The sequence below is a fragment of the Nocardia sp. NPDC057272 genome (genome assembly GCF_042668615.1).
Classification (GTDB): domain Bacteria; phylum Actinomycetota; class Actinomycetes; order Mycobacteriales; family Mycobacteriaceae; genus Nocardia.
In genome coordinates, this window is sequence record NZ_JBHUYK010000003.1 from 357,578 (window position 1) to 379,326 (window position 21,749).

21 protein-coding genes are annotated in these 21,749 nt (G+C 66.6%); 17 read left to right on the forward strand and 4 right to left on the reverse strand.

What is annotated here, in order from left to right:
- Window positions 1–67 precede the first annotated feature (67 nt).
- Window positions 68–535 carry a universal stress protein gene (locus ACFULV_RS06915; RefSeq protein WP_378635072.1) on the reverse strand — a complete coding sequence of 156 codons (468 nt, stop codon included), beginning with the start codon at window positions 533–535 and terminating at the stop codon, window positions 68–70.
- Between the two features lie 115 nt (window positions 536–650).
- Here ACFULV_RS06915 and ACFULV_RS06920 point away from each other — a divergent pair, with 115 nt between their 5' ends.
- The 3 genes from ACFULV_RS06920 (at window position 651) to ACFULV_RS06930 (ending at window position 3,748) form a co-directional block, all read left to right on the forward strand.
- Entirely contained in the window at window positions 651–1,829 is a 1,179-nt protein-coding gene (locus ACFULV_RS06920; protein WP_378653860.1) for a glycoside hydrolase family 3 N-terminal domain-containing protein, read from the forward strand.
- An 86-nt stretch (window positions 1,830–1,915) separates the two neighbouring features.
- Window positions 1,916–2,515 (forward strand): TetR/AcrR family transcriptional regulator, encoded by a 600-nt coding sequence (locus ACFULV_RS06925; RefSeq protein WP_378635078.1) that lies wholly within the window; start codon window positions 1,916–1,918, stop codon window positions 2,513–2,515.
- A gap of 66 nt (window positions 2,516–2,581) precedes the next feature.
- On the forward strand, window positions 2,582–3,748 hold the full coding sequence (locus tag ACFULV_RS06930) for a DUF5685 family protein (RefSeq protein ID WP_378653863.1): 1,167 nt from the start codon (window positions 2,582–2,584) through the stop codon (window positions 3,746–3,748).
- A 60-nt stretch (window positions 3,749–3,808) separates the two neighbouring features.
- Here the strand turns inward: ACFULV_RS06930 and ACFULV_RS06935 are convergent, their stop codons facing one another.
- Entirely contained in the window at window positions 3,809–5,668 is a 1,860-nt protein-coding gene (locus tag ACFULV_RS06935) for a VanW family protein (RefSeq protein WP_378635084.1), read from the reverse strand.
- 302 nt (window positions 5,669–5,970) lie between these two features.
- Between ACFULV_RS06935 and gnd the strand changes: the two genes are divergently transcribed.
- From gnd to ACFULV_RS06955, 4 genes are all read left to right on the forward strand, one after another.
- Window positions 5,971–7,002 carry a phosphogluconate dehydrogenase (NAD(+)-dependent, decarboxylating) gene (gnd, locus tag ACFULV_RS06940; protein ID WP_378653866.1) on the forward strand — a complete coding sequence of 344 codons (1,032 nt, stop codon included), beginning with the start codon at window positions 5,971–5,973 and terminating at the stop codon, window positions 7,000–7,002.
- A gap of 260 nt (window positions 7,003–7,262) precedes the next feature.
- A complete protein-coding gene (locus ACFULV_RS06945) occupies window positions 7,263–7,964 on the forward strand; it encodes a hypothetical protein (RefSeq protein ID WP_378635090.1) in 702 nt (233 codons plus the stop codon).
- A gap of 95 nt (window positions 7,965–8,059) precedes the next feature.
- On the forward strand, window positions 8,060–9,049 hold the full coding sequence (locus ACFULV_RS06950) for an alpha/beta hydrolase (protein WP_378653869.1): 990 nt from the start codon (window positions 8,060–8,062) through the stop codon (window positions 9,047–9,049).
- A 152-nt stretch (window positions 9,050–9,201) separates the two neighbouring features.
- Entirely contained in the window at window positions 9,202–9,417 is a 216-nt protein-coding gene (locus ACFULV_RS06955; protein WP_378653872.1) for a hypothetical protein, read from the forward strand.
- Between the two features lie 76 nt (window positions 9,418–9,493).
- Here ACFULV_RS06955 and ACFULV_RS06960 read toward each other — a convergent pair whose 3' ends face one another.
- Window positions 9,494–10,840 (reverse strand): acetyl-CoA C-acetyltransferase, encoded by a 1,347-nt coding sequence (locus tag ACFULV_RS06960; protein ID WP_378653874.1) that lies wholly within the window; start codon window positions 10,838–10,840, stop codon window positions 9,494–9,496.
- Window positions 10,841–11,045: 205 nt separating this feature from the next.
- Here ACFULV_RS06960 and ACFULV_RS06965 point away from each other — a divergent pair, with 205 nt between their 5' ends.
- The 4 genes from ACFULV_RS06965 to ACFULV_RS06980 all read left to right on the forward strand — a co-directional run bounded on the left by ACFULV_RS06965 (window position 11,046) and on the right by ACFULV_RS06980 (window position 16,216).
- Window positions 11,046–12,401: a 3-oxoacyl-ACP reductase gene (locus ACFULV_RS06965; RefSeq protein ID WP_378653876.1), complete on the forward strand. Its 1,356-nt coding sequence runs from the start codon at window positions 11,046–11,048 to the stop codon at window positions 12,399–12,401.
- A complete protein-coding gene (locus ACFULV_RS06970; RefSeq protein WP_378653879.1) occupies window positions 12,401–13,270 on the forward strand; it encodes a MaoC family dehydratase in 870 nt (289 codons plus the stop codon). Before ACFULV_RS06965 ends, ACFULV_RS06970 begins: the two co-directional genes overlap by 1 nt.
- A gap of 494 nt (window positions 13,271–13,764) precedes the next feature.
- Window positions 13,765–14,292: a hypothetical protein gene (locus tag ACFULV_RS06975; RefSeq protein ID WP_378653881.1), complete on the forward strand. Its 528-nt coding sequence runs from the start codon at window positions 13,765–13,767 to the stop codon at window positions 14,290–14,292.
- 532 nt (window positions 14,293–14,824) lie between these two features.
- Window positions 14,825–16,216: an acyltransferase family protein gene (locus tag ACFULV_RS06980; RefSeq protein ID WP_378653883.1), complete on the forward strand. Its 1,392-nt coding sequence runs from the start codon at window positions 14,825–14,827 to the stop codon at window positions 16,214–16,216.
- Window positions 16,217–16,272: 56 nt separating this feature from the next.
- Here the strand turns inward: ACFULV_RS06980 and ACFULV_RS06985 are convergent, their stop codons facing one another.
- Complete coding sequence (locus tag ACFULV_RS06985) at window positions 16,273–16,662, reverse strand: helix-turn-helix domain-containing protein (protein WP_378653885.1); 390 nt, start codon at window positions 16,660–16,662, stop codon at window positions 16,273–16,275.
- 381 nt (window positions 16,663–17,043) lie between these two features.
- On the opposite strand from ACFULV_RS06985, the gene ACFULV_RS06990 reads away from it, so the two are divergent.
- The 6 genes from ACFULV_RS06990 to ACFULV_RS07015 all read left to right on the forward strand — a co-directional run bounded on the left by ACFULV_RS06990 (window position 17,044) and on the right by ACFULV_RS07015 (window position 21,583).
- Complete coding sequence (locus tag ACFULV_RS06990; RefSeq protein ID WP_378635115.1) at window positions 17,044–17,736, forward strand: hypothetical protein; 693 nt, start codon at window positions 17,044–17,046, stop codon at window positions 17,734–17,736.
- A 753-nt stretch (window positions 17,737–18,489) separates the two neighbouring features.
- Window positions 18,490–19,059, forward strand: coding sequence for an ImmA/IrrE family metallo-endopeptidase (locus ACFULV_RS06995; RefSeq protein ID WP_378635117.1), 570 nt, complete (start codon window positions 18,490–18,492; stop codon window positions 19,057–19,059).
- 213 nt (window positions 19,060–19,272) lie between these two features.
- Window positions 19,273–20,040: an alpha/beta fold hydrolase gene (locus ACFULV_RS07000; RefSeq protein WP_378635118.1), complete on the forward strand. Its 768-nt coding sequence runs from the start codon at window positions 19,273–19,275 to the stop codon at window positions 20,038–20,040.
- A 32-nt stretch (window positions 20,041–20,072) separates the two neighbouring features.
- The gene (locus ACFULV_RS07005) at window positions 20,073–20,303 is read left to right on the forward strand and encodes a hypothetical protein (protein WP_378653888.1); all 231 of its coding nucleotides are present in this window, start codon (window positions 20,073–20,075) and stop codon (window positions 20,301–20,303) included.
- 19 nt (window positions 20,304–20,322) lie between these two features.
- Window positions 20,323–20,577, forward strand: a complete 255-nt coding sequence (locus ACFULV_RS07010; protein WP_063005185.1) for a hypothetical protein — start codon at window positions 20,323–20,325, stop codon at window positions 20,575–20,577.
- A gap of 229 nt (window positions 20,578–20,806) precedes the next feature.
- Window positions 20,807–21,583: an N-acetylmuramoyl-L-alanine amidase gene (locus ACFULV_RS07015; protein ID WP_378653892.1), complete on the forward strand. Its 777-nt coding sequence runs from the start codon at window positions 20,807–20,809 to the stop codon at window positions 21,581–21,583.
- The last annotated feature ends 166 nt before the right edge of the window (window positions 21,584–21,749 follow it).

Consider the following 21,749-nt stretch of genomic DNA (forward strand, 5'->3'; position numbering starts at 1 on the left):
CCGATCCGGGAGAGCGACGGAACTCTCACCGCGCGACGGCGCCACGAAGTTCCGGCGTGGCGAACCGCTACTGCTCCGGTGGCACCAGGAAGACCGGCCGGTGCCCGTGCTTGAGAACGGCCTCGGCGACGCTGCTGTGCAACAGCGCGCGCAACCCCGTGGCACCGCGCGTACCGGCCACGATGATGTCGACGTCGAGCTCATCGGCGCAGTCCACGATGGCGTTCCAGATCGTAGTGGTGCACTCGGCGGTGCGTGGTTCGGCGTCGATTCCGGCCAGTTTCGCCAGGTGCACGCCCTCGGCGTTGATCTTGCGGGCGTCGGAGTAGGCGATGTCCTCCACCTCTTCGTCGGGCACCCAGTCCGGCTGCATCACCCCGGCGAGCCCGGAGATGCGCGCGGCCTGGCGCACCATCGGTTCCCATGCGGTGAGCAGAATCGCGCGGTCGGCGGTCAGGAATCGTCCCGCGTACTCGATGGCGCGTTTGGCGTGTTCGGAACCGTCGTAGGCGATGAGCATCCGATCGCATGCCATGACGACCTCCTGCGCTGGTCGGAGCGGCTTTTCCCTCAGATTACCCCGCGGATGTGTGTATCAATCCGAACCACCGTGGTGGGGTTCGAGCCGGAGGCGGGCTACCGTGGAGCGCATGCGGAAATCGCCTGTGGTCGTGTTCGCAGTCCTCGCCGCCGTTGCCACCGCCTGCTCGGGAGGTTCGTCGAACGAGACGACGCCCGCGGCGAGTAGCAGCGGAGTGGCCGCGCCCTCCGCCGCCGGAGAGTCGAGTTCGCCCGCGTCGGCGACTCCGATCCAAAGCAATTGCGGCGCAGACTATCTCGCCAAGCTCTCCCAGCGGGAGAAGCTGGCCCAGCTGCTGACCGTCGGCATCACCGGTTCGGCGGACGCGTCGAACGTGGTGAGTTCGGAGCAGGTGGGCGGCATCTTCGTCGGCAGCTGGACCGATCCGAGCCTGCTGGACAAGTCGGCGCTCGACGCGGTGAAAGCGCAGGCCAAGGTCCCGCTGATGGTGACCATCGACGAAGAGGGCGGGCGGGTCTCGCGCGCGAAGAACGTGATCGGCGCCGCGCCGTCGGCCCGTGAGATCGCGCAGACCCAGACCCCTGAGCAGTACTACCAGTTCACGCTGACCAGGTCGAAGGCGCTGAAGGATCTGGGCATCACCGTCGATTTCGCTCCCGATGTCGATGTGAGCAGCCAGCCCGACGACAGCGTGATCGGCGACCGCTCCTACAGCGACGACCCGAAGGTCGTCACCGAATTCGCGGGCGCCTACATCCGCGCGGCCAACGAGGTGGGCCTCGGTTCGGTGATCAAGCACTTCCCCGGCCACGGCTCCGGTTCCGGTGACTCGCACACCGGCGCCGTCACCACCCCGCCGCTGGACCAGATGCAGAACACCGACCTGGTGCCGTTCCGCGAGCTGGTGAACTCCGGAGCGGCGGTGATGGTCGGCCACCTCGACGTGCCCGGCCTGACCGAGCCCGACGTACCCGCCAGCATCAGCCCGGCCGCGATGACGCTGCTGCGCGAGGGCAAGGGCTACGGCGCCGCCCCCTACGACGGCCCGATCTTCACCGACGATCTCAGCGGCATGGCCGCCATCACCGCCCGGATGTCCATCGCCGACGCGGTCGAGGCCACGCTCGTCGCGGGCGCCGACAACGCGCTGTGGATCAGCAGCGATGCGGTGCCGCAGGTACTCGACCGTTTGGAACAGTCGGTCTCGAGTGGCAAACTGCCCGCCGACCGGGTCGACACTTCCGTACTGCGGATGGCGCGCTACAAGGGCGTAGCGCTGGGCTGCTGATCGCACCCGGCGACTGTGCGGCAAATGAGCGCGGGCGAACTTACCTTGGAGTAAGATAGGTGGTTCACCCTGCGGTAGGAGAGTGGATGGCAGGCGGGACCAAGCGACTTCCCCGGGCAGTTCGCGAGCAACAGATGCTCGATGCCGCCGTCGAGGTATTCGCACGCAAGGGCTTCCACGACACGTCGATGGATGCCATCGCCGCCGAGGCGAAGATCTCCAAACCCATGCTCTACCTGTACTACGGCTCCAAGGACGAGCTGTTCCGTGCCTGCATCCAGCGCGAGGGTCTACGTTTCATCGAGGCCGTCGCGCCCGCGGGTAACCCGCAGCTGACCCCGCACGAACAGGTCCGCACCGCGCTGGAGGGTTTCCTCGATTTCGTCGACCGCAACCGGCAGTCCTGGCAGGTTCTCTACCGCCAGGCTATCGGTCAGCAAACATTTGCCGCCGAAATCGACAATGCCCGTGAGCGGGTCATCGAGCTCACCGCGAAACTGCTGGAATCCAGCGCCAAGAACGCCGACCCCGGCACCAACTTCGAGGTCGTCGCGGCGGCGGTGATCGGTGCGGGTGAGGCCATCGCCGACCGGGTCGCCAGCGGGCGGATCGAAGTGGCAGAGGCGGTCGACCTGCTCGACGACCTCGCCTGGCGCGGCCTGGCCGGCCGGAAGAAGATCGAGTAGCGGTTGCGCCCGGCCCCGTCGGCTGCGATCGTGCACGGTTGACGTTTCACGACAGACGGGGTGGCAGTGTTCGGTGTGTTGAAGCCGTGTGCGCACGGCGCGGCGAAATATGGCATCGATCCGGGGCAATGGCAGGCACACATGTGCGGGCTGTGTCTGGGTCTGCGAGACGGGCACGGTCAGCTGGCCCGCGCCGCGACCAACACCGACGCGATCGTGCTCAGTGTGCTCACCGAGGCGCAGTCGGGGGCGGGTGCGCACACGAGCGCCGGTCCGTGTCCGCTGCGCGGGATGAAGCGCGCGTCGGTGGTCGCCGCGAACGCGCCGGGTGTGCGGTTGGCCGCCACGGCGTCACTGCTGCTGGGCGCGGCCAAGATCGGCGATCACGTCGAGGACGGGGACGCCTCCGTCCTCGCCCGCCGGCCGATGCGGCGGGTGTCGAACGCCTGGGCCGCACGAGCACAGCAGCAGGCTGATCTGATCGGGCTCGATGTGCGGCCCATGCTGAACGCGATCGCCACCCAGTCCTCGATGGAGTCCCGCGCGGCGGTCGAGGTGATCACGCTCGAGGAACTCACCGGGCCGACTCAGCTCTGTGCCGCGACCCTTTTCGGTCACACCGCGACCCTGGCCGGGCGCCCGGAAAACGTTGCGGCCCTGCAGGAGATCGGTCGGCACGTCGGCCGCATCGCACACCTGGCCGACGCCATCGAAGACCTCGAGCGCGACCGCGCCCGTGGCCGTTTCAATCCGCTGGAGGCCACCGGCACGGATATGCCCCGCGCCTACGATCTGTTGCGCGAGAGTGAATCCCGCATCCGGCAGGCCGCGTCCGAGGCCGAACTCGACCAGCTGCCGACGGTCCGCTGGGCGCTGCTCGATCCGCTGGCGAGCCTGCTGCGGAGCCTCGGTCGAGGGCTCGGCATCGCCGTCGGCCACGCCTGCCGCACTCCCGTTACGGCGCAGCAGCATTCGCCGTACGAGTTCCCGTCCCCGCCCGGACGGCGCCCGAGCAGGCCGGGGCCGTTCAAGGCGAGCGGACTCGTGCTCGGCGTCTACTGCACCGGCATGGCCTGCTGTGTCGACCACACCAGTCCCTGCACCGGCGAGCAGAAGGACGCCTGGGCCAAGAACTGTGACTGCGGCAGTTGCTGCGATTGCGGTGAGTGCTGCGGCAACTGCTGCGGCGAGGACTGCTGCTGCGGCGACTGCGGCTGCGATTGCGGCTGCTGACGAAAAAGGCTCGCGCGGTGGCGAATCCGCCTACCGCGCGAGCCTTCCGCTATCGAACCCCTACTCGCACTTGACGATCGGGATGGGGTCATACTTCACGGTCCGCGTGTGCCGCGACACCTGCGCGCCGGACTTGGCGTCGGTGATCACCCGGGTGTCGGAGATGGTGAAGCCGGGCGCGCCCTCGGAGGCGATGCAGTCCTTGCCCTTGGGCAGCACCACCTCATTGGGTTCGGTCGGCTTCGACTTCTCACCCGTAATCGATTCCACGTTCACGGTTTTGGTGCCCCACAGCCGCACGGTGATATCGGAGCCGGTGGCGACCGCCTGAATGTAGACACCGGTCGTGCCGGTATTGCGGAACGCCAGGTCGATCGCACCGTCGAACACCGTCGCCTCGCGCGCAGCCGGGTAGCGCGAGATGTAGTAGCTGTGCTCGGTGTGTCCGCCGTCTTCCATCCCGGCGAAGTAGGCCGCGTTGTAGAGCGTGGTGGCGAACTGGCTGATGCCGCCGCCGACCGCGGTGCTCGGCCTGCCCTTGTCGATGATGCCGGACTCCACATAGCCCTCCGCCGCGGTGCGCGGGCCGGTGAACTCGTTGAGCGAGAACGTATCTCCCGGTTTGACCACCGCGCCGTCGACCTTGGCGGCGACCGTGCGGATATTCACCCCGGAGGGGCCGCTGAATCCGCCGGTGGTGAACTGGCCGATCGTCTCGTTGATCCCGAGCGCGTTCGCGGCCTCGGTGGTGAGCTTGGGCTCGATGCGCTGATAGACCACCGGGCTGGTGCGCGGACCCGGCTGCGTGAGCAGGGCGGGCAGCTTCTCCAGCGTCTTGGGCCAGTCCACCTTCTCGCCGACCACGGCGGGCACCACGGTCGGTTTGCCCGCGCCGACGGTGAAGGTGGCGTCCTTGGGTTCCACCTCGGACTTCGCCAATTGTGGTGCGAGCAAGGCGATGACGGCGTCGCTGTTGAACTGGGGTGCCAGCCCGCCGTTGCCGTCCGGCACGAAACCGAGCACGTCGGCGATCTGGCCCGTGGTCAGCGTGGCCTGAACATCCTTGCCGGACACAGTGATCGGTGACGCGACGGCCGGTGTGGCGATGTCGCGCACCGCCGCCTGCACGGCGTCGGCGCGCACGGCGACCGGCGCGGCCACCACGGGCAGGTCCAGTTGGCTGGTCGCCGCCCAGCGGTCGGTGATCGTGGTGCGCGCGGCCTCGGTGTCGAGCACCCGGCCCGGCACCGGCGCGACCGCGACCGGCCTGCCGTTCTCGAACCGCACCGTACCTTCGACGGTCGGATTGTCGTGGACGCGGAAGGTCTCGAGCTGTGCGTCGAGGGCCGCGGTGTCGACGGTGCTCGACACCGGAACCTCGCGGGTGCCGAAGAGTGAGATCAGCCGGCTCACCGGGTTCAGCGGCTGGCTGCCGACGGCGTCCCAGGTGCGGTCGTAGTCCACCGACAGACCGGCTGTGGCGGGCACCATGCTGGCCTGCACATCGCCGATCCGCACGGGCAGGGGTCGCTCGGCTTTGGGGCCGAGTTCGGTGTGCAGCAGCGCGTCGGCTTCGGCCTGGTCCATCCCGCCGATGTCGATACCGGCGACGACGACGCCGCGCGCCACCTCACCCGTGCTCAACGCGAGGTCGGCCAGGTAGGCGGCGGTCCCGACGGCCAGCACGGCGCCGACCGCGATCCCGATCCGCTTGACCAGCTGCTGGTTGCCCGGCGGGGCCGGCGGGGGCGGGCCTGCCGGGCCGGGGGTGGGTGACCAGCGATCGCGGGTCACGGTGTTCAAGGGCTGCGTAAGGGCGGTGGTGTCCGGATCGAAAGTGCGATTTGATTCGAGCAGCTTGCGTAATCCGACCTCGCCCCTTCGGTCGGCCGGTTGTCCGGCGGTCGACTCGCTGGGCACGGAGGTCCTTCCGTTAGGTTGGCCCCGAATGTTTGCGGGGTCCGGCCCGAGGGTAACGCGCTTCGGCGCGCTCGGCAGCTCGGCAACCGGGTGGGGGCAGCAGAAAGGCTCCGCGTAGTTGCCGGGTCGGGGGTCTGGCAACTACACGGAGCCGATCTGTTTATCGGGGCTCGGAGCGGGGCGTTACAGCCCATTCGGAAGAATTTCGGCGCGCGGGCCGACGCCGCCACGAGCGACGACGCGGCGGCGCGAGACAATCGGGGTGAGACTCGACACCACGGACCGGACAACGAGGAGAACTGATGCAGCTGGGAATGATCGGCCTCGGCCGGATGGGTGCCAACATCGTGCGCCGGATCGTGCGCGACGGGCATACCGCCGTCGGTTACGAGCGCCACCCAGGGCCGATCGCCGAGATGGAGTCCGAGCTCGGCGGCAAGTTCCGCGGCACGACCGACCTGGCCGAGTTCATCGGCATGCTCGAGGTGCCTCGCGTGGTGTGGGTGATGATTCCCGCCGGTGCTACCGGCAAGGTGATCGAGGACGTCGCCGAGCTGCTCGAGCCGGGCGACATCATCATCGACGGCGGCAACAGCCGCTACCACGAGGACATCAAGCGTGCGAAGGCGTTGGAGCCCAAGGGTATTCACTATCTGGACATCGGCACCTCGGGCGGCGTGTTCGGCCTACAGCGCGGCTACTGCCTGATGATCGGCGGAAACGCGGCGCAGGTCGATTACCTGGAGCCGCTGCTGGCGACCATCGCCCCCGGCTACGAGTCGGCCCCGCGCACCCCTGGTCGCACCGGTGAGCCGTCGCAGGCCGAGAAGGGCTACCTGCTGTGCGGTCCGCACGGTGCGGGTCACTTCGTGAAGATGGTGCACAACGGCATCGAATACGGCGCGATGGGCGCTTACGCCGAGGGTCTCAACATCCTGAAGCACGCCAACGCGGGCTCGGAGTACCTGCACGGTGAGCACTCCGCCGAGGAGACGCCGATGGAGCACCCCGAGTACTACATGTACGACCTGGACATCCCGGCCATCACCGAGGTGTGGCGTCGCGGCTCGGTCGTGGCCTCCTGGCTCCTCGATCTCACCGCGTCGGCCCTGGTCAGCGACCCCGACCTGGACTCCTACAGCGGCCGCGTCTCCGACTCCGGCGAAGGCCGCTGGACCATCGACGCCGCCATCGACACCGCGGTCCCCGTGCCGGTCCTCTCGGCCGCCCTCTACCAGCGCTTCTCCTCCCGCGGCCAGGCCCTCTACGCCGACAAGATGCTCTCGGCGATGAGAAAGGCGTTCGGCGGCCACAACGAGCTGCCGCAAAAATAGCCCCCTAGACGCCCACAACCGGCCTTTCGTCGCCAGACGGAGGTCGGTTGTCGCGTTTTCGGGTCGGATCGGTAGAGCGAAAATCCTCGGATGCTACCCGGACCAGAGAGTAAAACAACGATGTTCCACAAAATAAGAACACGTTCTTCTTTTCCAGGACAAGCGTCCAGTCGGACCTATACCTTGTGGTCAGAGGGGGGAAAGCCCACCTGATGAGGAATTCGCCCCGGTCGTCTCGCCCGGGGCTTTGGAGGAAAAGCATGTTCCGGACTTCGCGTATCGCCGCGGGCGTCGCCACCACCGCCCTGGTCGTCGCCGGTGTCGGTGTCGGCCTTGGATCCGGCGTCGCCGCCGCCGACGCCACCTGCGCGGTGAGCAGTCACGCGCAGAAGAAAGACGCGAGCACCGTGGGCGTCACCCACGTCTACGACAAGATCGCGAGCGCCGAGCAGATCGGCGTCGGCACCTCGGTCACCTACAAGGTGATCGTCGGAACCACCGGGATCGGCAACCCGTACGTCAACACCATCACCGACTTCCCGCCGGTCGGCTTCGGCGCACCGACCAAGACCACCATCACCGCCTATCACGCGATCGGCGGCCAGGTCACCGAGGACGTCACCGCCGAGCCCAACGCGGGCGGCTGGAAGGTCACGAGCACCGGCTGGTTCGTCAACTCGGGCAACCCGGTCACCCTGACCATCACCTACCCGGTGCCGAGCAGCGTCAAGACGGGTCAGATGGTCACCAGCGGTGGTGTCGGGGTCGCGGGCACCGTGGGCGTCAGCAATGAGATGCCCGGTCTCACCGCCTGTTTCACCGCGCGCGGCGCCAACGCCGGCGAGACGGTGATCGGCAGCCTTGGTGACAACGGACTGGGTTCCGATGATGGCCAGCTGAGCTCCACCGGCTCGCTGAGCGACATCATCTCCGACGTGCTGGGCGATCTGATCGGTAGCTGATCGTCTGGCACCTGGTCGCCGGGACGGTCTCGCGCTGCCGTCCCGGCGAACCATTCTCTGTGTGGCGCACTCTTTTTCGAATTCTGTGAGGAATCGTGTTCCCCTGTAAGCGGACGGCGCTGACCGCGCTCGCCGTCATCGCGCTGTCGGTCGTCGCCATCGGGACCGCCGGTGCGGACGGATCGCGGCTGGATCGGATCGAGCGGCCCGGCCAGCGGCAGCAGACGCTGCACGTGTACTCCGCGTCCATGGACCGGGTGATTCCGCTGCAGGTCATCACGCCGCACGACACCAGCGCGCCACGTCTGACGCTGTATCTGCTCAACGGCGCGGGCGGCGGCGAGGATATCGCGAACTGGTACAACCAGACCGACATCGTGCAGTTCTTCGCCGACAAGAACGTCAACGTCGTCACGCCGGCGGCGGGCGCGTTCTCGTACTACACCGATTGGCAGCGCGACGATCCGAAGCTCGGCCGCAACAAGTGGCAGACGTTCCTCACCGAGGAACTCCCGCCGATCGTCGACGCCACCTTGAACACCACGGGCGTGAATGCCATCGCGGGCCTGTCGATGTCGGCCACCGCGGTGCTCAACCTGGCGATCGCCGCCCCCGACCGCTACCGCGCCGTCGGCTCCTACAGCGGCTGCGCTTCGGTCGACGACCCCGTCAGCCGCGCCTACATCGATTTCGTGCTCGCCCGCGGTGGTGCCGACCCCGCCAACATGTGGGGCCCACCCGGTGACCCCGCCTGGCGGGCGAACGACGCCTATCTCAACGCGGAACGCCTGCGCGGCAAAGCGATCTACCTGTCCAGCGCGAACGGACTCCCCGGCGCCGCCGAAACTCTCCCGCCCGGCGCGACGCCAGGAAAGGTGATCGGCATGACCGACCAGATCCTGCTCGGCGGCGCCATCGAAGCCGCCGCCAACCAGTGCACGCAGCGCCTCGCCGCTCGCCTCGCGGAACTGAACATCCCCGCCCATACCGAATTCCGCGCCGCCGGCACCCATACCTGGCGGTACTGGGAACAAGACCTGCACAACTCCTGGCCACTTCTCGCCGCCGCTATCGAAGCGAGCTGACAGCGCGTCGCGCAAACTGAATGTCTTGTAGCACTGGGCAATTCAAGTCGTCAAGCCCCTGGAAGTTATGGATAACACTCGTATAGGGGCACCCGATGTGGTTATTAGCTTCGCTCAGTTTGTCCCTTGAAAGGCTTGTCATGCATCGTCGAATGATCCGAGTCCTTGTTGCCACCGCGGCTGTCGCCGGAATCGCCGCAGGCGCGCCCACCGCGCTCGCCGCCCCCGCGCAACCGGCTGTGGTAGCCGAATCAGGTTCCGCCGGAACCGGTTCCGCCGTGATCGACATTCCACTCGGCTTCCTCAAGCTCATCCTCTGCGGGCCGTGGGCGTCCACGGAGCCGCATCCGAACCCGACGTGCCGCTGAGGTCTGACAACGAAACGGCGGGTGGTCTCCGAAGAATCGGAGACCACCCGCCGTCGCTGTGTGTGATCAGCGCGGACTAGCGCTCGATGATCGCCACCACGCCCTGGCCGCCCGCGGCGCAGATGGAGACCAGCGCACGGCCGGATCCCTTCTCCGCCAGCATCTTCGCGGTCGAGGCGACGATGCGGCCGCCGGTCGCGGCGAACGGGTGGCCCGCGGCGAGCGAGGAGCCGTTGACGTTGAGCTTGCTGCGGTCGATGGAGCCGAGCGCGCCGTCGAGGCCGAGGCGCTCCTTGCAGTAGGCGTCGGACTCCCACGCGGCCAGGGTGGCCAGCACCACCGAGGCGAACGCCTCGTGGATCTCGTAGTAGTCGAAGTCCTGCAAGGTGAGGCCGTTGCGGGCCAGCAGGCGCGCGACCGCGTAGGTGGGCGCCATCAGCAGGCCGTCGGGGCCGTGGATGTAGTCCACCGCGGCGACCTCGGAGTCGACCAGGTGGGCCAGCACCGGGAGGTTGCGCTCGGCGGCCCACTCGTCGGTGGACAGCAGCACCGCGGATGCGCCGTCGGTGAGCGGGGTCGAGTTGCCCGCGGTCATGGTGGCATCGCCCGCCTTGACGCCGAAGACCGGCTTCAGGGTCGACAGCTTCTCCACGGTGGAGCCGGGACGCAGGTTGTCGTCGCGGGTCAGCCCGAGGAACGGGGTGATCAGGTCGTCGAAGAAGCCACGGTCGTAGGCGGCCGCCATGTTCTTGTGCGAGAGGTAGGCCAGCTCGTCCTGCGCTTCGCGGGCGACGCCGAATTCCTTCGCGGTGATGGCGGCGTGCTCACCCATCGACAGGCCGGTGCGCGGCTCGGCGTTGCGCGGGATCTCGATGCCGAGCATCGAGGGGCGCAGCTGGCCGACCAGCTTGACCTTATCCTTGGTGGTCCGGGCGCGGTTGGCGGTGAGCATCCACTCGCGCATGTCCTCGCTCACGCCGATCGGCGCGTCGGAGGTGGTGTCGGCGCCGCCGCCGATGCCGGACTCGATGCGACCCAGCGCGATCGCGTCACCGACGGTGACGATCGACTGCAGGCCGGTGCCACAGGCGAGCTGCAGGTCGTGGGCCGGCGTGTAGGGCGAGAGCTTCGAGCCGAGCACGCTCTCGCGGATCAGGCTGTGCTCGCCGACCTTCTTGAGCACTGCACCGCCGACCACCATGCCCAGGCGCTCGCCCTGCAGGCCGAACCGGCTGATCAGCCCGTCGAGCGCGGCGGTGAACATGTCCTGGTTGGACGCCTTGGCGTAGGCCTTGTCGGAGCGCGCGAACGGGATGCGGTTGCCGCCAACGATGGCGACCGGGCGCTGGGTCTTGGCGGCGTGGGCAGTGCTGGTCTTAGCAGTGCTGGCCTTGGCCGTCGCCGAGCGGGCTTTGCTGGTCACTCGAGTTCTCCATGGTCTCGTCGGTTCCGGGTAACGCCGGCCGGTGGAATTGGCCCCCGTGCGGTCGCGGCGTCGTATCGGTTTACATTAAACTTACTCCGGAGTAAGTTCGTTGTCGACACCGTACCCGCAAGTGTGCGCTCACACGGGGGACACTGGGCGGAGCACGGTCACACACTCGTCGAGCACAGAGAAGGTAGGAACAGTGGCAGCCAAGAGCAAGGGTGCACCGAACCTCTACGGATCTTTCATCCACTCCGCCCCCGGCGCGTTCCTCGCGAGCAAGCTGGGCCTCCCGCAGCCGGCCGAACTGCGCCGCTACAAGGCAGGCGAGCCCGCGCTGCCCGGCCCGGTGCTGCTCGGCGGCAAGGGTCGCCTGGCCGAGCCGGTCCGCGCGCTGCTGTCGGACTACACCGTCGCGGACTCGCCCGACTCGGGCACCAAGTACGGCGCGCTGGTCTTCGACGCCACCGGCATCGATTCGATCGACAAGCTCGCGCAGCTGTTCGAGTTCTTCCAGCCCGCCATGCGCAGCCTCGCGCCGTCGGGCCGTGTCGTGGTTCTCGGCACGACCCCCGAGCTGGCCGGCTCGGTCGACGAGCAGATCGCCCAGCGCGCGCTCGAGGGCTTCACCCGTTCGGTCGCCAAGGAGCTGCTGCGCGGCGCGACCGGTCAGCTCGTCTACGTGCACCCCGAGGCGGGCGCCGCCGCGACCGGCCTCGAGTCGACCCTGCGCTTCCTGCTCTCGGGCAAGTCGGCCTTCGTCGACGGTCAGGTCATCCGGGTCGGTTCCGCCGACTCGGTCGCCCCGGCTTCGTGGGACTCCCCGCTCGCGGGCAAGGTCGCTGTCGTGACCGGCGCCGCGCGCGGTATCGGCGCCACCATCGCCGAGGTGTTCGCCCGTGACGGCGCCACCGTGATCGTCGCCGACATCCCCGCCGCGGGCGAGGCGCTGTCCGACACCGCGAACAAGATCGGCGCCACCGCGCTGGCCCTCGACGTCACCGCGCCCGACGCCGCCGAGCGGCTGGCCGACTTCGCCACCGAGCGTTTCGGCGGCATCGACATCGTCGTCCACAACGCCGGCATCACCCGCGACAAGCTGCTCGCCAACATGGACGAGGGCCGCTGGAACTCGGTGATCAACGTCAACCTCGCTGCCCCGCACCGCATCACCTCCGGCCTCGTCGCCAAGGGCGTGCTCAAGGAAGGCGGACGCGTGATCGACGTGTCCTCCATCGCGGGCATCGCGGGCAACCGCGGCCAGACCAACTACGGCGCGTCCAAGGCGGGCGTCATCGGCATGGTCGACGCCGAGTCCCCGCTGCTGGCCGAGAAGGGCATCACCATCAACGCGGTGGCGCCCGGTTTCATCGAGACCGCGATGACCGCCGCCATCCCCGTCGGCACCCGTGAGGCCGGTCGCCTGATGAGCTCGCTGCTGCAGGGTGGCCAGACCGTCGACGTCGCCGAGACCATCGCCTACTTCGCGAGCCCCGCGTCGAACGCGGTGAGCGGCAACGTGGTTCGCGTCTGCGGTCAGAGCCTGATCGGCGCCTGATGACTCAGACGATCACCCTCACCGAGGTTCCCAAGAACGGCGGCCTGTACGCCAAGGCGGCGCTGGGCGCCATCCCGCTGCCCGCTCCGCTGTCGGCGCGCAAGCCGACCCTGCCCGACCGTCGAGTAGTCCTCGAGGGCGTGCGGGTCGACCCCGACCATCTCGCGGCGTACTGCCATGCCACCGGCCTGCGTTTCAGCGACACCCTGCCGCTGACGTACCCGTTCATCCTCAGCTTCCCGCTGGCGATGCAACTCGTCGTCGCACGGGACTTCCCGTTCAGCGCGGTCGGTGCGGTGCACTTCGAGAACGTCATCGAACGCACCCGCGAGATCTCGGTCGCCGAGCCCCTCGATTTCTCCACCCATATCGAGAACCTCCGCGAACACCCGAAAGGTCTTCTGGTGGACGCGATCACGGAGATCAGCGTCGGTCGTGAACTCGTCTGGCGGCAGGTGACCACCTTCCTGCACCAGCAGCGCACGTCCCTGTCGGGCGGCCCCAAGCCGGCGCCTCCCGCCGACGAGGTGCCCCCGCCCCCGCTGCGCGTGCAGCGCGTGGATCAGAAGATGATCAACCGCTACGCCGCCGCGTCCGGCGACCACAACCCGATCCACGTCTCCGGGATCGGTGCCAAGGCCATGGGTTTCCCGCAGACCATCGCCCACGGCATGTGGTCGGCCGCCGCGATCCTCAGCACCGTCGAGGGCCGTGTCCCCGAAAAGGCCACTTACGCGGTCAAGTTCGGCAAGCCGATCTTCCTTCCGTCCTCGGTGAACATCTACGCCGACCAGGTCGGATCCGGCTGGGATCTCTCCATCCTGCATCCCAAAAAGGGGTACCCACACCTCACCGCAACCTTGCGCTGAGTCTCCACCGGCAAGGGCCGCACACTCCAGGGGGGTGTGCGGCCCTTGCCGGCTTCAGGGCACGGAGAATCGGTCGTCACGGGGGATTGTGTTCGGGGCCTTACGCTTTCGTAAGGTTGGTCGATCGTCATCCCGATAGTCGTCGTTACGGGTAATTGCTGTGACTTTACTCATCGGCCCGACTTGGTTCGCTACACAATTGCCGTAGAGCGCGTTTTCGCCCGTTCTGGTCTACCGTCCGGTGTTTTCTTCTGCGTGCTAAGAAATTGCCCAGTGCGCGGTGGGCGGCCTTTGCAGTGTTGCCGGGCCGCCAATATCGCGTGCTAGCACCACCGGGCAACTATTCGGCATCTGAACACTGTGGTGGCCGAATTTCGAGCATTTCGATTCCTCTGAAACGCGGGTAGAACTTCTCTTGCCCAGCGATCGTTCGGTCGCGTCGGCGGGTTCACCAGATCCAGATCCGTGGCGAGAAGTGTTGTGGAGGAAGCGTTGTGAACAAGATCAGTCTTTCGAATCGGGGGATTCTGCGGGCGGTTGCCGTCGCGGGGGCAGCGCTGTCGCTGGTCGCGACCGCCGGGGCGGCGGGCGCGGACACCGGCAGCGGTGAAACCGGGAGCGGGGTGATCGACACGGGCAGTGGGATTCTGGGAGATCTGCTCGATACCGGCAGTGGAATCCTCGGCGGTAGCTCGAGCGGCGGGTCGTCCGAGAGCGTGCAGCCGTGCAACCGCTCGACCAAGTCCGGCGGGGCCGGCGTCACCAACACGACGCATCAGCTCGGCGTCACCGGACCGACCTCGTTCGTCCTGACCTACGAAACCCTCAACATCCCCGACCGCATCCAGGTCTTCTACGAAGGCGGGCAGGTGCTCGACACCGGCTACGTCGGCGACAATGCCAACCAGGGCACCGGATCTCGGGTCGTGTCGTTGCCCGCGGGCTCGTCCTCGACGGTGAGTGTTCGGGTCACAGGACCGAATGACACCCAGTGGGAGTACACGGTCAACTGCCCGTCGTAGCGAGACCGGTCCATCCCGGTCGATATCGCACGTGTGGGGGCCGCATGCCCGAAAAGGCATGCGGCCCTGAGTAAACAGCTATCCGGCAGGAAACTGGCAGCACATATTCCGGTCAGCGCAGCGCGCGGCGGGGAAACATGAATATGGCTGCGTGCCAATCGGTTGGACACCAGAACCTGTTACAGGTTTTCGGGGTGATATCAATCATGGACTAAGCCGAGCATTAACTGGGTATATAGCAAGGTTCGGCACAAGCGTGATGCGCTGCCTCGATCCTTCGCTGCGGGGATCTTGCCGCCGTTCGCGCGATTGATCGATCGTCCAGCGGTAATGATCTTGTTCGAGTTCCCGTTCGTGATGCCGAACGGTGGTCTTCGAGCAATCGATATGAGATCCCCGAAACGAGCCCTGCTGCCGGGCGCCCGTCGGGCAAACGCACAGCAATGGTTCGGCGAATGCCCCGAATGTCGCGGGCTAGGGAGGGGTCGCCGACCGTGTTAGAAATTTTCAGTCGGCAACAAAGTTGGCAATCATGGTAGCTCCGGTAGCTCAGAGTTGTCCGGTCGCCACTAAGATCGCGACCTATGGGTCGAGTTGGCCTTGTTCGAACTATTTGCGGTGTGGTGTGACGAAATCTGATGAAGCAGTGATCGATCCGGTAGTGCGGGTCGAAGAGAAAGTACGCACCCGTGGTGGCCGGTTCGAGTTTCTGGATGCGCTTCGAGGTTTGGCGGCCTCGGCGGTAGTGATCGGTCATTGTGGGGAGCGACTGTGGCCTGAATACGCACGGTTCTCGTCGTCGCATTTCGGGGCCGGCATGTTCGGGGTCTTCGTCTTCTTTATCGTCAGCGGCTTCATCATCCCTGCGTCATTGGAGCGCGGGCGATCGCTTGCCGCCTTCTGGGTAGGCCGGTTCTTCCGGCTGTTCCCGTTGTTCTGGGGGTGTCTGATCGCGGCGATGATCCTCCATTCAGTCGGCCGGTTCAGTCTGCAATCGGGCTTTCTGGCCGATCCCGCATGGCACATGATCACGAACGCCACAATGGTGCAGTTCTTCCTCGGCGCGCCGAACACTCAGGTGATCGGGGCCGCGTGGACGCTCTCCTACGAGTTGGTGTTCTACCTGTTCGTGTCGCTGTTGTTTCTCGGTGGGCTCAACCGGCGATCGGTGCCGCTGGCCGTCCTTGCGATCGGCTCGATTGTCGCCGCACTGTTCCTGCCGGTTGCGATGGTCAACGGCCCCGACGCGAACCTTGTCAGTCGCCTGATGGTCGTGGTCGTGACAGTGGCGGTCGCGGTGTTCTTCGCTCGTCGTGCGGCCACCAGGCGCTCGGCCGGCGCAGCGGTTCTACTCGCATCGATCGCCGTCCCGCTGGTCCTCAACCAACCCGGTCCGTCGGCATACTCCGCCACGATCTTCGCGACGATGCTCGTCGGCACGGTGCTCTACCGGATGACGGCGGGCGAGATCGGCACCATGCTCGGCTGGGGGATGTTCGGGTTCGCCGCATGCGTGATCCTCGGGTTCAAGTTCGTCGTCGAGCAGCCCCACCTGGACCCGGCGACCGGCGTGTGGGTCCCCTGGTGGAAAGAAGCGGTCACCATGGTCTGCGCCTACCTGCTGTTCGGTGCCGCGCTGCTACTGCGCCGGTATTCCTTCCCGCGCCCCTTGCTGTTCCTCGGGCGGATCAGTTTCTCGCTATATCTCATGCACGCCCTCGTATTGGGCGCCATAAACCCCTGGACAACATCAGTTCTCGGGATATCCGCGGCCTGGCTCACCTGGTGCACCTGGGTGATCGGCTCGATCGCTCTCGCGACCCTGACCTACCACACGATCGAGAAGCCCTTCCACAACCTCGGTCGCCGTCTGATGGACAAGATGGACGCGGGAGCCCGCCCGGCACCGACCCCGGTCGCCTGATCGACTAGCCAGCAAAAACGAATGCCCCGCCATGAGCGGGGCATTCGTCGTCGGGCTCAGCTGTGCCTGGCTGCCCGAAGCCCGTTGACGTAAGCGGCGACAATCCGCAGATCACCTTCGGACAACCCGGAGAGATCGACGATTCCCTCGGTGGATTGCGGTCGAACGTGCTCCGTCTCGATCGGGTCCAGCCCCGCTTGGGTCAGCAGCGGTTCGGCATCGAGCCCGACCGCCGCCGCCATGGCCTGCAAGGTCTCGGCCGTGGTGCTGGCGGGGACCTTCTGTCCGCGCTTGTACTGGGTCCCGTTCTCGACCTGCGTCCACAGGCTCGTACTGATCCGTGCTGCTTTCGCGGCGCGGTCCATCGACATCTCGCGCTCCTTGCGAGCAAGTCGCAGGGTGGCGCTGACCTCGGCGGGGACCACCGCGCTCCGTTGTCTCACCATGCATCGAGGGTAGCAGATTGTTTGCACTGATGCATGAAGTGTATGTAGTCATCGGCTGCGAATTTGCGAATCGAAATCCTGCACCGAATGTAGACCGTAACAGCGAACGGCGAGATTGTTTGTGGTGGTACGTGACTGGGTACAGCACTCTGCCGCTTCGGCTTGACAGACGCGTTGCAACAACGTTGCATACAACGAGTGTCCGATTGTGGGTCCCAGTAGGAGCCACTCCTGGACACAGCCCGGGGGCGCGCCACTCGATTTCGGCCGCGTAGCAGGGTACGACCGGGGCTCCGGCCCGCTATCGACCGAAGGAGCAAGTACATGGGCCCATACGATGCCGTCACGGCGTCGAACCGCATTCGTGAGGACTCATGCGGCGTGACCCCACTGGACAGGTGGGCCGATGACAACCACCTGTACCTGGATCGGGAAGCCGCGCGGGATCTGGCCCGGATGCTCGGGGATATCCCCGACCTGGCCGAGGATCTGTCGGACGCGCGCACGCGCCAGACCCGCTTCGGCGCGGTGGACTACCGCACGCGCAATGGCTCACGGGAACAACGACTTCCGTTCAATCCCGTCGCCGCTCGCGCGGCCGACCATCTCCAGTCGGTCTTGGTGGCCTGGGTTCGGTTGGTCTGCGAACAGCGCGGCGTCGACTACACCGGGGTCGCGACCATCAGCGGAATGGCGGAGTGGTTGCAGCGCAACATCATCGCGCTGGCGATGACGGAAGGTGTGGAGGCCGCGCCCGCTGAGTTCGCGGCGGCGATCGAGGCCGCGGAAGCGGTGGTGTGTCCGCCGGTCGATCTCGCTCCCGCCGATGCGGCTCTGGTTCTGCGCGCCAGGGCGGTTCGCCTTCATGCGGCCGCGATCGGCAAACTCGCCGAAGAGCTGGGTGACGGTTTCCGGAACCTCACCGCTCGGCGGGTGCGCACACTGCGCAAGGCCGGTCTGATCAGCCCGGTCCCGGGGCCCTGGTCGCCGGACTGGCCGGAGCTCTTCATCGTGGGTGAGGTTTTGGATGCGCACCGTGCCCTTCCGGCGCGGCACCGGGCGAAAGATGCATAGCGAACAGAGTGACCCAGCGGGGCGTCGGCAGATTGTTGCCGGCGCCCCGCTGGCGTTGTGGGGCCTCTGCACGGCCGGATTCAGAGGCCCGAAGTGCTTAGGCCGCAACAAGTTCAGCCCGATCGCGCCACCGCTTCATATCGGAATACCTGCTTCTACCTGGGATTTAGCTTCTTGTGAAAGTCGGTGTTGACAAGTTGTGGCCGATGGCGCAAACTAGTGCCAGCGGGATTTGTCGTGCCCAAAATCATTTCGGCACACTGCAATTCGATGCCGGCGAGCGCTGTCCCCGCAGATCCTGACCGGGACTCGGTTCACGTCACCGCTAGAATGGGACCGTGCTCTCGACCGAGAGTCTCGACATTTCGGCTGCTGGGTGAGGTTCTACTTGTGTCAGGTGCATTCGATGCATTTACTCCCGATGAATCCGGTAAGCCGACCGGTGAGAGACCTACTCGCGAAGGCGGCGAGCCCCTCTATCGAGTAGACGACTCGATACCAGGCCGAAGGAACCGTGTCGGCCATGTCGACCTCTCCGACATCTGCGTAGAAGACCTCCAAGTCGTCGCTGGTGCGGTGGATCGTTGGCGCTCGCTCCGGGCGCCGACCACGGTGACGCGTACCACCTCTCGGTGACCTGACACACGGCATCTGGCACCGTCTCCGGTGGTGATGATGCGACGGGTCGTGGTCAGTTCCGAGTTGTGAGAGTTGTGTATTGCCATGGGTGATGAAGGTGAGTCGGATGCTTCGATGCCGGACCGACAAGATATCGCGGTGCAGCGCAATGGGTTCAACGCCCAAGAATCTGCGTTCAACCAGGGAATCCGGGTCGATTCGGCCGTGGTCTTCGACTTCGTGTCGTATTGGTCGGTAGTCGACCGCGCAGTCCTCATCCAGGCCGACCTGTCCGGTCATGTACGAAACGAAGTCATCGCACACGCTGTTGCTCACATCGAGATGGCCGAATCACGCGAACTGGCAGCCGCACTCGACGGCGAGCGATGGCGCGGCCGGATCGAAATGCAGGTGCACGATGTGGTGGCACAACGCCTCATCCCCGTCTCCCACCTGCGTGACGCGCTGGAGGTGGGCGACAACCTCACCGATGTCTCCGCGCTCCTCGGGGTCACCGAGTTCCTGCTCGGTTGGCGATTGCAACACCTGGCCAACGAGGAGTTCGCGGTGATACCGGTGCATCTGCTGAACCGCCTGGGCTGGCTGCCCGGGATGCCCTCCGAATACCCCTATCGGTGCTTGTGGCCGACATCCAGCTCGGGCGAGATGCTTCGCCAGCTGGCACCCGGCCGACACCACCGATAACCACAGTCCTACTCAGCCCTCGTTCCGTGAAAACGGCACGGGGGCTTTGTCGTTGGCGCATGCCGCCGCCGCATGCCCGCCCCTGACGCGCCCGTCTCCCGCAGCTCGCTGTGGTCGAAAGGCGTTGTCGCAGCGCAGGGGCGCATCGGTCCCGCTCCGGCGGAGCACTCCGTCGGAGCGGGACCTCCACTCACGTCCCAGAGAGGTAGGAACATGTCACTGTGGTCTCCGAAAGGATCGCCCCGCACGATCGATGTACTCGTGGTCGGCGGAACCTGGAATCCTGGCGGCGACGGCGTCACCGGTGCCTTCACCGACGCGCTGAACAAGTCGATGTTCACCCCTCGGATGGTCCCCTATCCCGCCGACTACGGGTCGCAGGTGAGCTACGCCGAGAGCGTCGCCGAAGGTAAGCGGGCGCTCCTGGCCGCTGTCGATCGATCGCCGAACCCTGTCGTGCTGGCCGGATATTCGCAGGGTGCGGCGGTTGCCGGTGACCTCGCGGCGGAGATCGGCCGCGGTGAACATCCGGGCCGTGAGGTGATCGCCTGCGCGTTGATCGCCGATCCGCGCAGACCGGCGGGCAAGTATCTCGGCGACACCGACCCCGGCGGATACGGCGTGGTCGGCGAGCGGCCCATCGACGGTATCCCCGCCTATTGGGCTGCGGCGCCCGGCGATCCCATCACCGCACTGCCCGCGGGCAACCCCTTGCGGACCATCGCGGATCTGAGCGCCTTCTTCAGCTTCGCCAGCGCGAACTCGGCGGTGCGCTGGGCACAGCGAATGCTCGACACCGCCACCCGAAATCAACTGCAGCGGTGGTGGTCGCCATCCAACTGGAGTCATTGGACCGGCGCTATCGCCTACGCCCGCGGCTACCTGTTCGACGGCAGGCACACCAGTGACTACGTCCGCTACGGCCACGCCCGCGCTCTCGCCCAGGCACTGAACCGCGATGTCGCCGAAGGGCGCATCTGAGACCCGCGAAACCCTGTGGGAAGGAACACATCATGAGAATCAGCAGAACCCCAGAGCCCGCGCTGGTCCGGTCGGTACTCGTCGCTGTGACGGGAGTCCTCGCCTATCTTCTCGGTCGCGAGATCGATACGGCATGGATCGAAACACTGCTCACCCTGTACGGATTGGCGACGCCGCTGATCGCGGGCGTGCTCATCAGGCCCGCCGTTACCCCGATGACCGGATCGGTGGGTGAACCGGATGGCATCGTGGTTGAGCCCTGAACTCGTACAAGCTGCAGGTATGGCCCTTGCGACAGTCATCGGCGCGGTGACAGCATGGCAGGCCCGTGAAGTCGCCAAGCTGCGTGAGCGGGTAGTCGCGCTCGAGGAGCAGGCCGCCGACGATCACCTCCGATTCCGCGACGCGATCCGGCTGATCCGCGCACTGCAGCGACACATCGACGAACTGCTCGGCTTCCTGCGCCTGCATGTCCCTGGCATGGAGCCCCCGGTGGCGGACTACAAGATCCCCGCCACCCTCCAAGAAGAAATCTGACGGCGGCTGCGCCGTTCCTGAACTGCATGCGGTCGGCCCCCGGAGAACACTCGATACGGTGCGGGATTCGAGCCCGCCGCATGCCGCGCTCCTGAAGCGCGGAGTCTCCCGCAGGTGGTCTGCGGTCGTAGACGTCGCCGCTGCATCAGGAGTGACGGTCCCGCCCTCGGCGCTTCCCCTCGTCCACGAGGGCGGGACCCCGAACCTTCACTCACACAAGGAGATACCTATGGGATGGACAGGAGACCCGGTATGGCTGGCCGACGTGCTGCGCGCTGCCGGGCTGGACGTCATCGAACACGAGGGCTGGCGCGACCGAGGCCACGGCGACTTCCGTGACCTGCGCGGCGTGCTCTGCCACCACACCGCGGGCGGCGGCAAGAACGACTGGCGCATCGTCCAGGACGGCCGCGCCGACCTCCCCGGCCCGCTGGCCCAGCTGGTCCTCGAACGCGACGGCACCTTCCGCGTGATCGCCGCCGGCGTGTGCTGGCACGCGGGCCGCGGTTCCTGGCCCGGCTGGCCCACCGACAACGCCAACTACCACGTGATCGGCATCGAAGCCGTCTCCCGCGGCGACGGAACCGACTGGACCCCAGCGCAACTCGACGCCTACAAGCGCGGCTGCGCGGCCATCCTGGCCCGCATCGGCCGCGACGCCGAAGACTGCGTGGCCCACCGCGAGTACTCCCACGAAGGAAAAATCGACCCCGCCGGCATCGACATGGACGAGTTCCGTCGCGACGTACAGGCATTCATCGACGGAGAGGACGCTCCGATGAGCGCATCCGAAGTAACCCAGATCCAGGATTTCATCACCGCGTTCTGCGGCCCGATCGGCACCGATGTCAAAGACATCCGCGAGCAGCTGTGCGGTAGCCAGCAGCGGGATGCGGGCATGTTCGCCGGCTGGGACCAGCTCGACGGCATGACCGTGGTCGACGCCCTGGCCGACATCCTGGACCGCCTCAAGGCCCTCGAAACCCTGGCACCTGAGAGGAGGTGAATTCCATGCTTCCCGTCCTGCTCGAACTGCTCGAACTGGCCGTGCTGCTCGCCCCGGTGATCCTGCCGCTGCTCGGCCTGTCCTAACTCCACACCCGCAACCACGCAAAGGCCCGGCCAGCAGGCGCGGGCCCTTTTCATGCCCAAAAGCTCGGGAGGCTCCACCA

Coding starts and splice junctions, on each gene's coding strand:
- ACFULV_RS06980 (WP_378653883.1), top strand. CDS start 14,825: ATGGTAGCTCCGGTAGCTCAGAGTTGTCCGGTCGCCACTAAGATCGCG.
- ACFULV_RS07005 (WP_378653888.1), top strand. CDS start 20,073: ATGAGAATCAGCAGAACCCCAGAGCCCGCGCTGGTCCGGTCGGTACTC.
- ACFULV_RS07000 (WP_378635118.1), top strand. CDS start 19,273: ATGTCACTGTGGTCTCCGAAAGGATCGCCCCGCACGATCGATGTACTC.
- ACFULV_RS06945 (WP_378635090.1), top strand. CDS start 7,263: ATGTTCCGGACTTCGCGTATCGCCGCGGGCGTCGCCACCACCGCCCTG.
- gnd (WP_378653866.1), top strand. CDS start 5,971: ATGCAGCTGGGAATGATCGGCCTCGGCCGGATGGGTGCCAACATCGTG.
- ACFULV_RS06915 (WP_378635072.1), bottom strand. CDS start 535: ATGGCATGCGATCGGATGCTCATCGCCTACGACGGTTCCGAACACGCC.
- ACFULV_RS06970 (WP_378653879.1), top strand. CDS start 12,401: ATGACTCAGACGATCACCCTCACCGAGGTTCCCAAGAACGGCGGCCTG.
- ACFULV_RS06955 (WP_378653872.1), top strand. CDS start 9,202: ATGATCCGAGTCCTTGTTGCCACCGCGGCTGTCGCCGGAATCGCCGCA.
- ACFULV_RS07015 (WP_378653892.1), top strand. CDS start 20,807: ATGGGATGGACAGGAGACCCGGTATGGCTGGCCGACGTGCTGCGCGCT.
- ACFULV_RS06925 (WP_378635078.1), top strand. CDS start 1,916: ATGGCAGGCGGGACCAAGCGACTTCCCCGGGCAGTTCGCGAGCAACAG.
- ACFULV_RS06920 (WP_378653860.1), top strand. CDS start 651: ATGCGGAAATCGCCTGTGGTCGTGTTCGCAGTCCTCGCCGCCGTTGCC.
- ACFULV_RS07010 (WP_063005185.1), top strand. CDS start 20,323: ATGGCCCTTGCGACAGTCATCGGCGCGGTGACAGCATGGCAGGCCCGT.
- ACFULV_RS06985 (WP_378653885.1), bottom strand. CDS start 16,662: ATGGTGAGACAACGGAGCGCGGTGGTCCCCGCCGAGGTCAGCGCCACC.
- ACFULV_RS06995 (WP_378635117.1), top strand. CDS start 18,490: ATGCCGGACCGACAAGATATCGCGGTGCAGCGCAATGGGTTCAACGCC.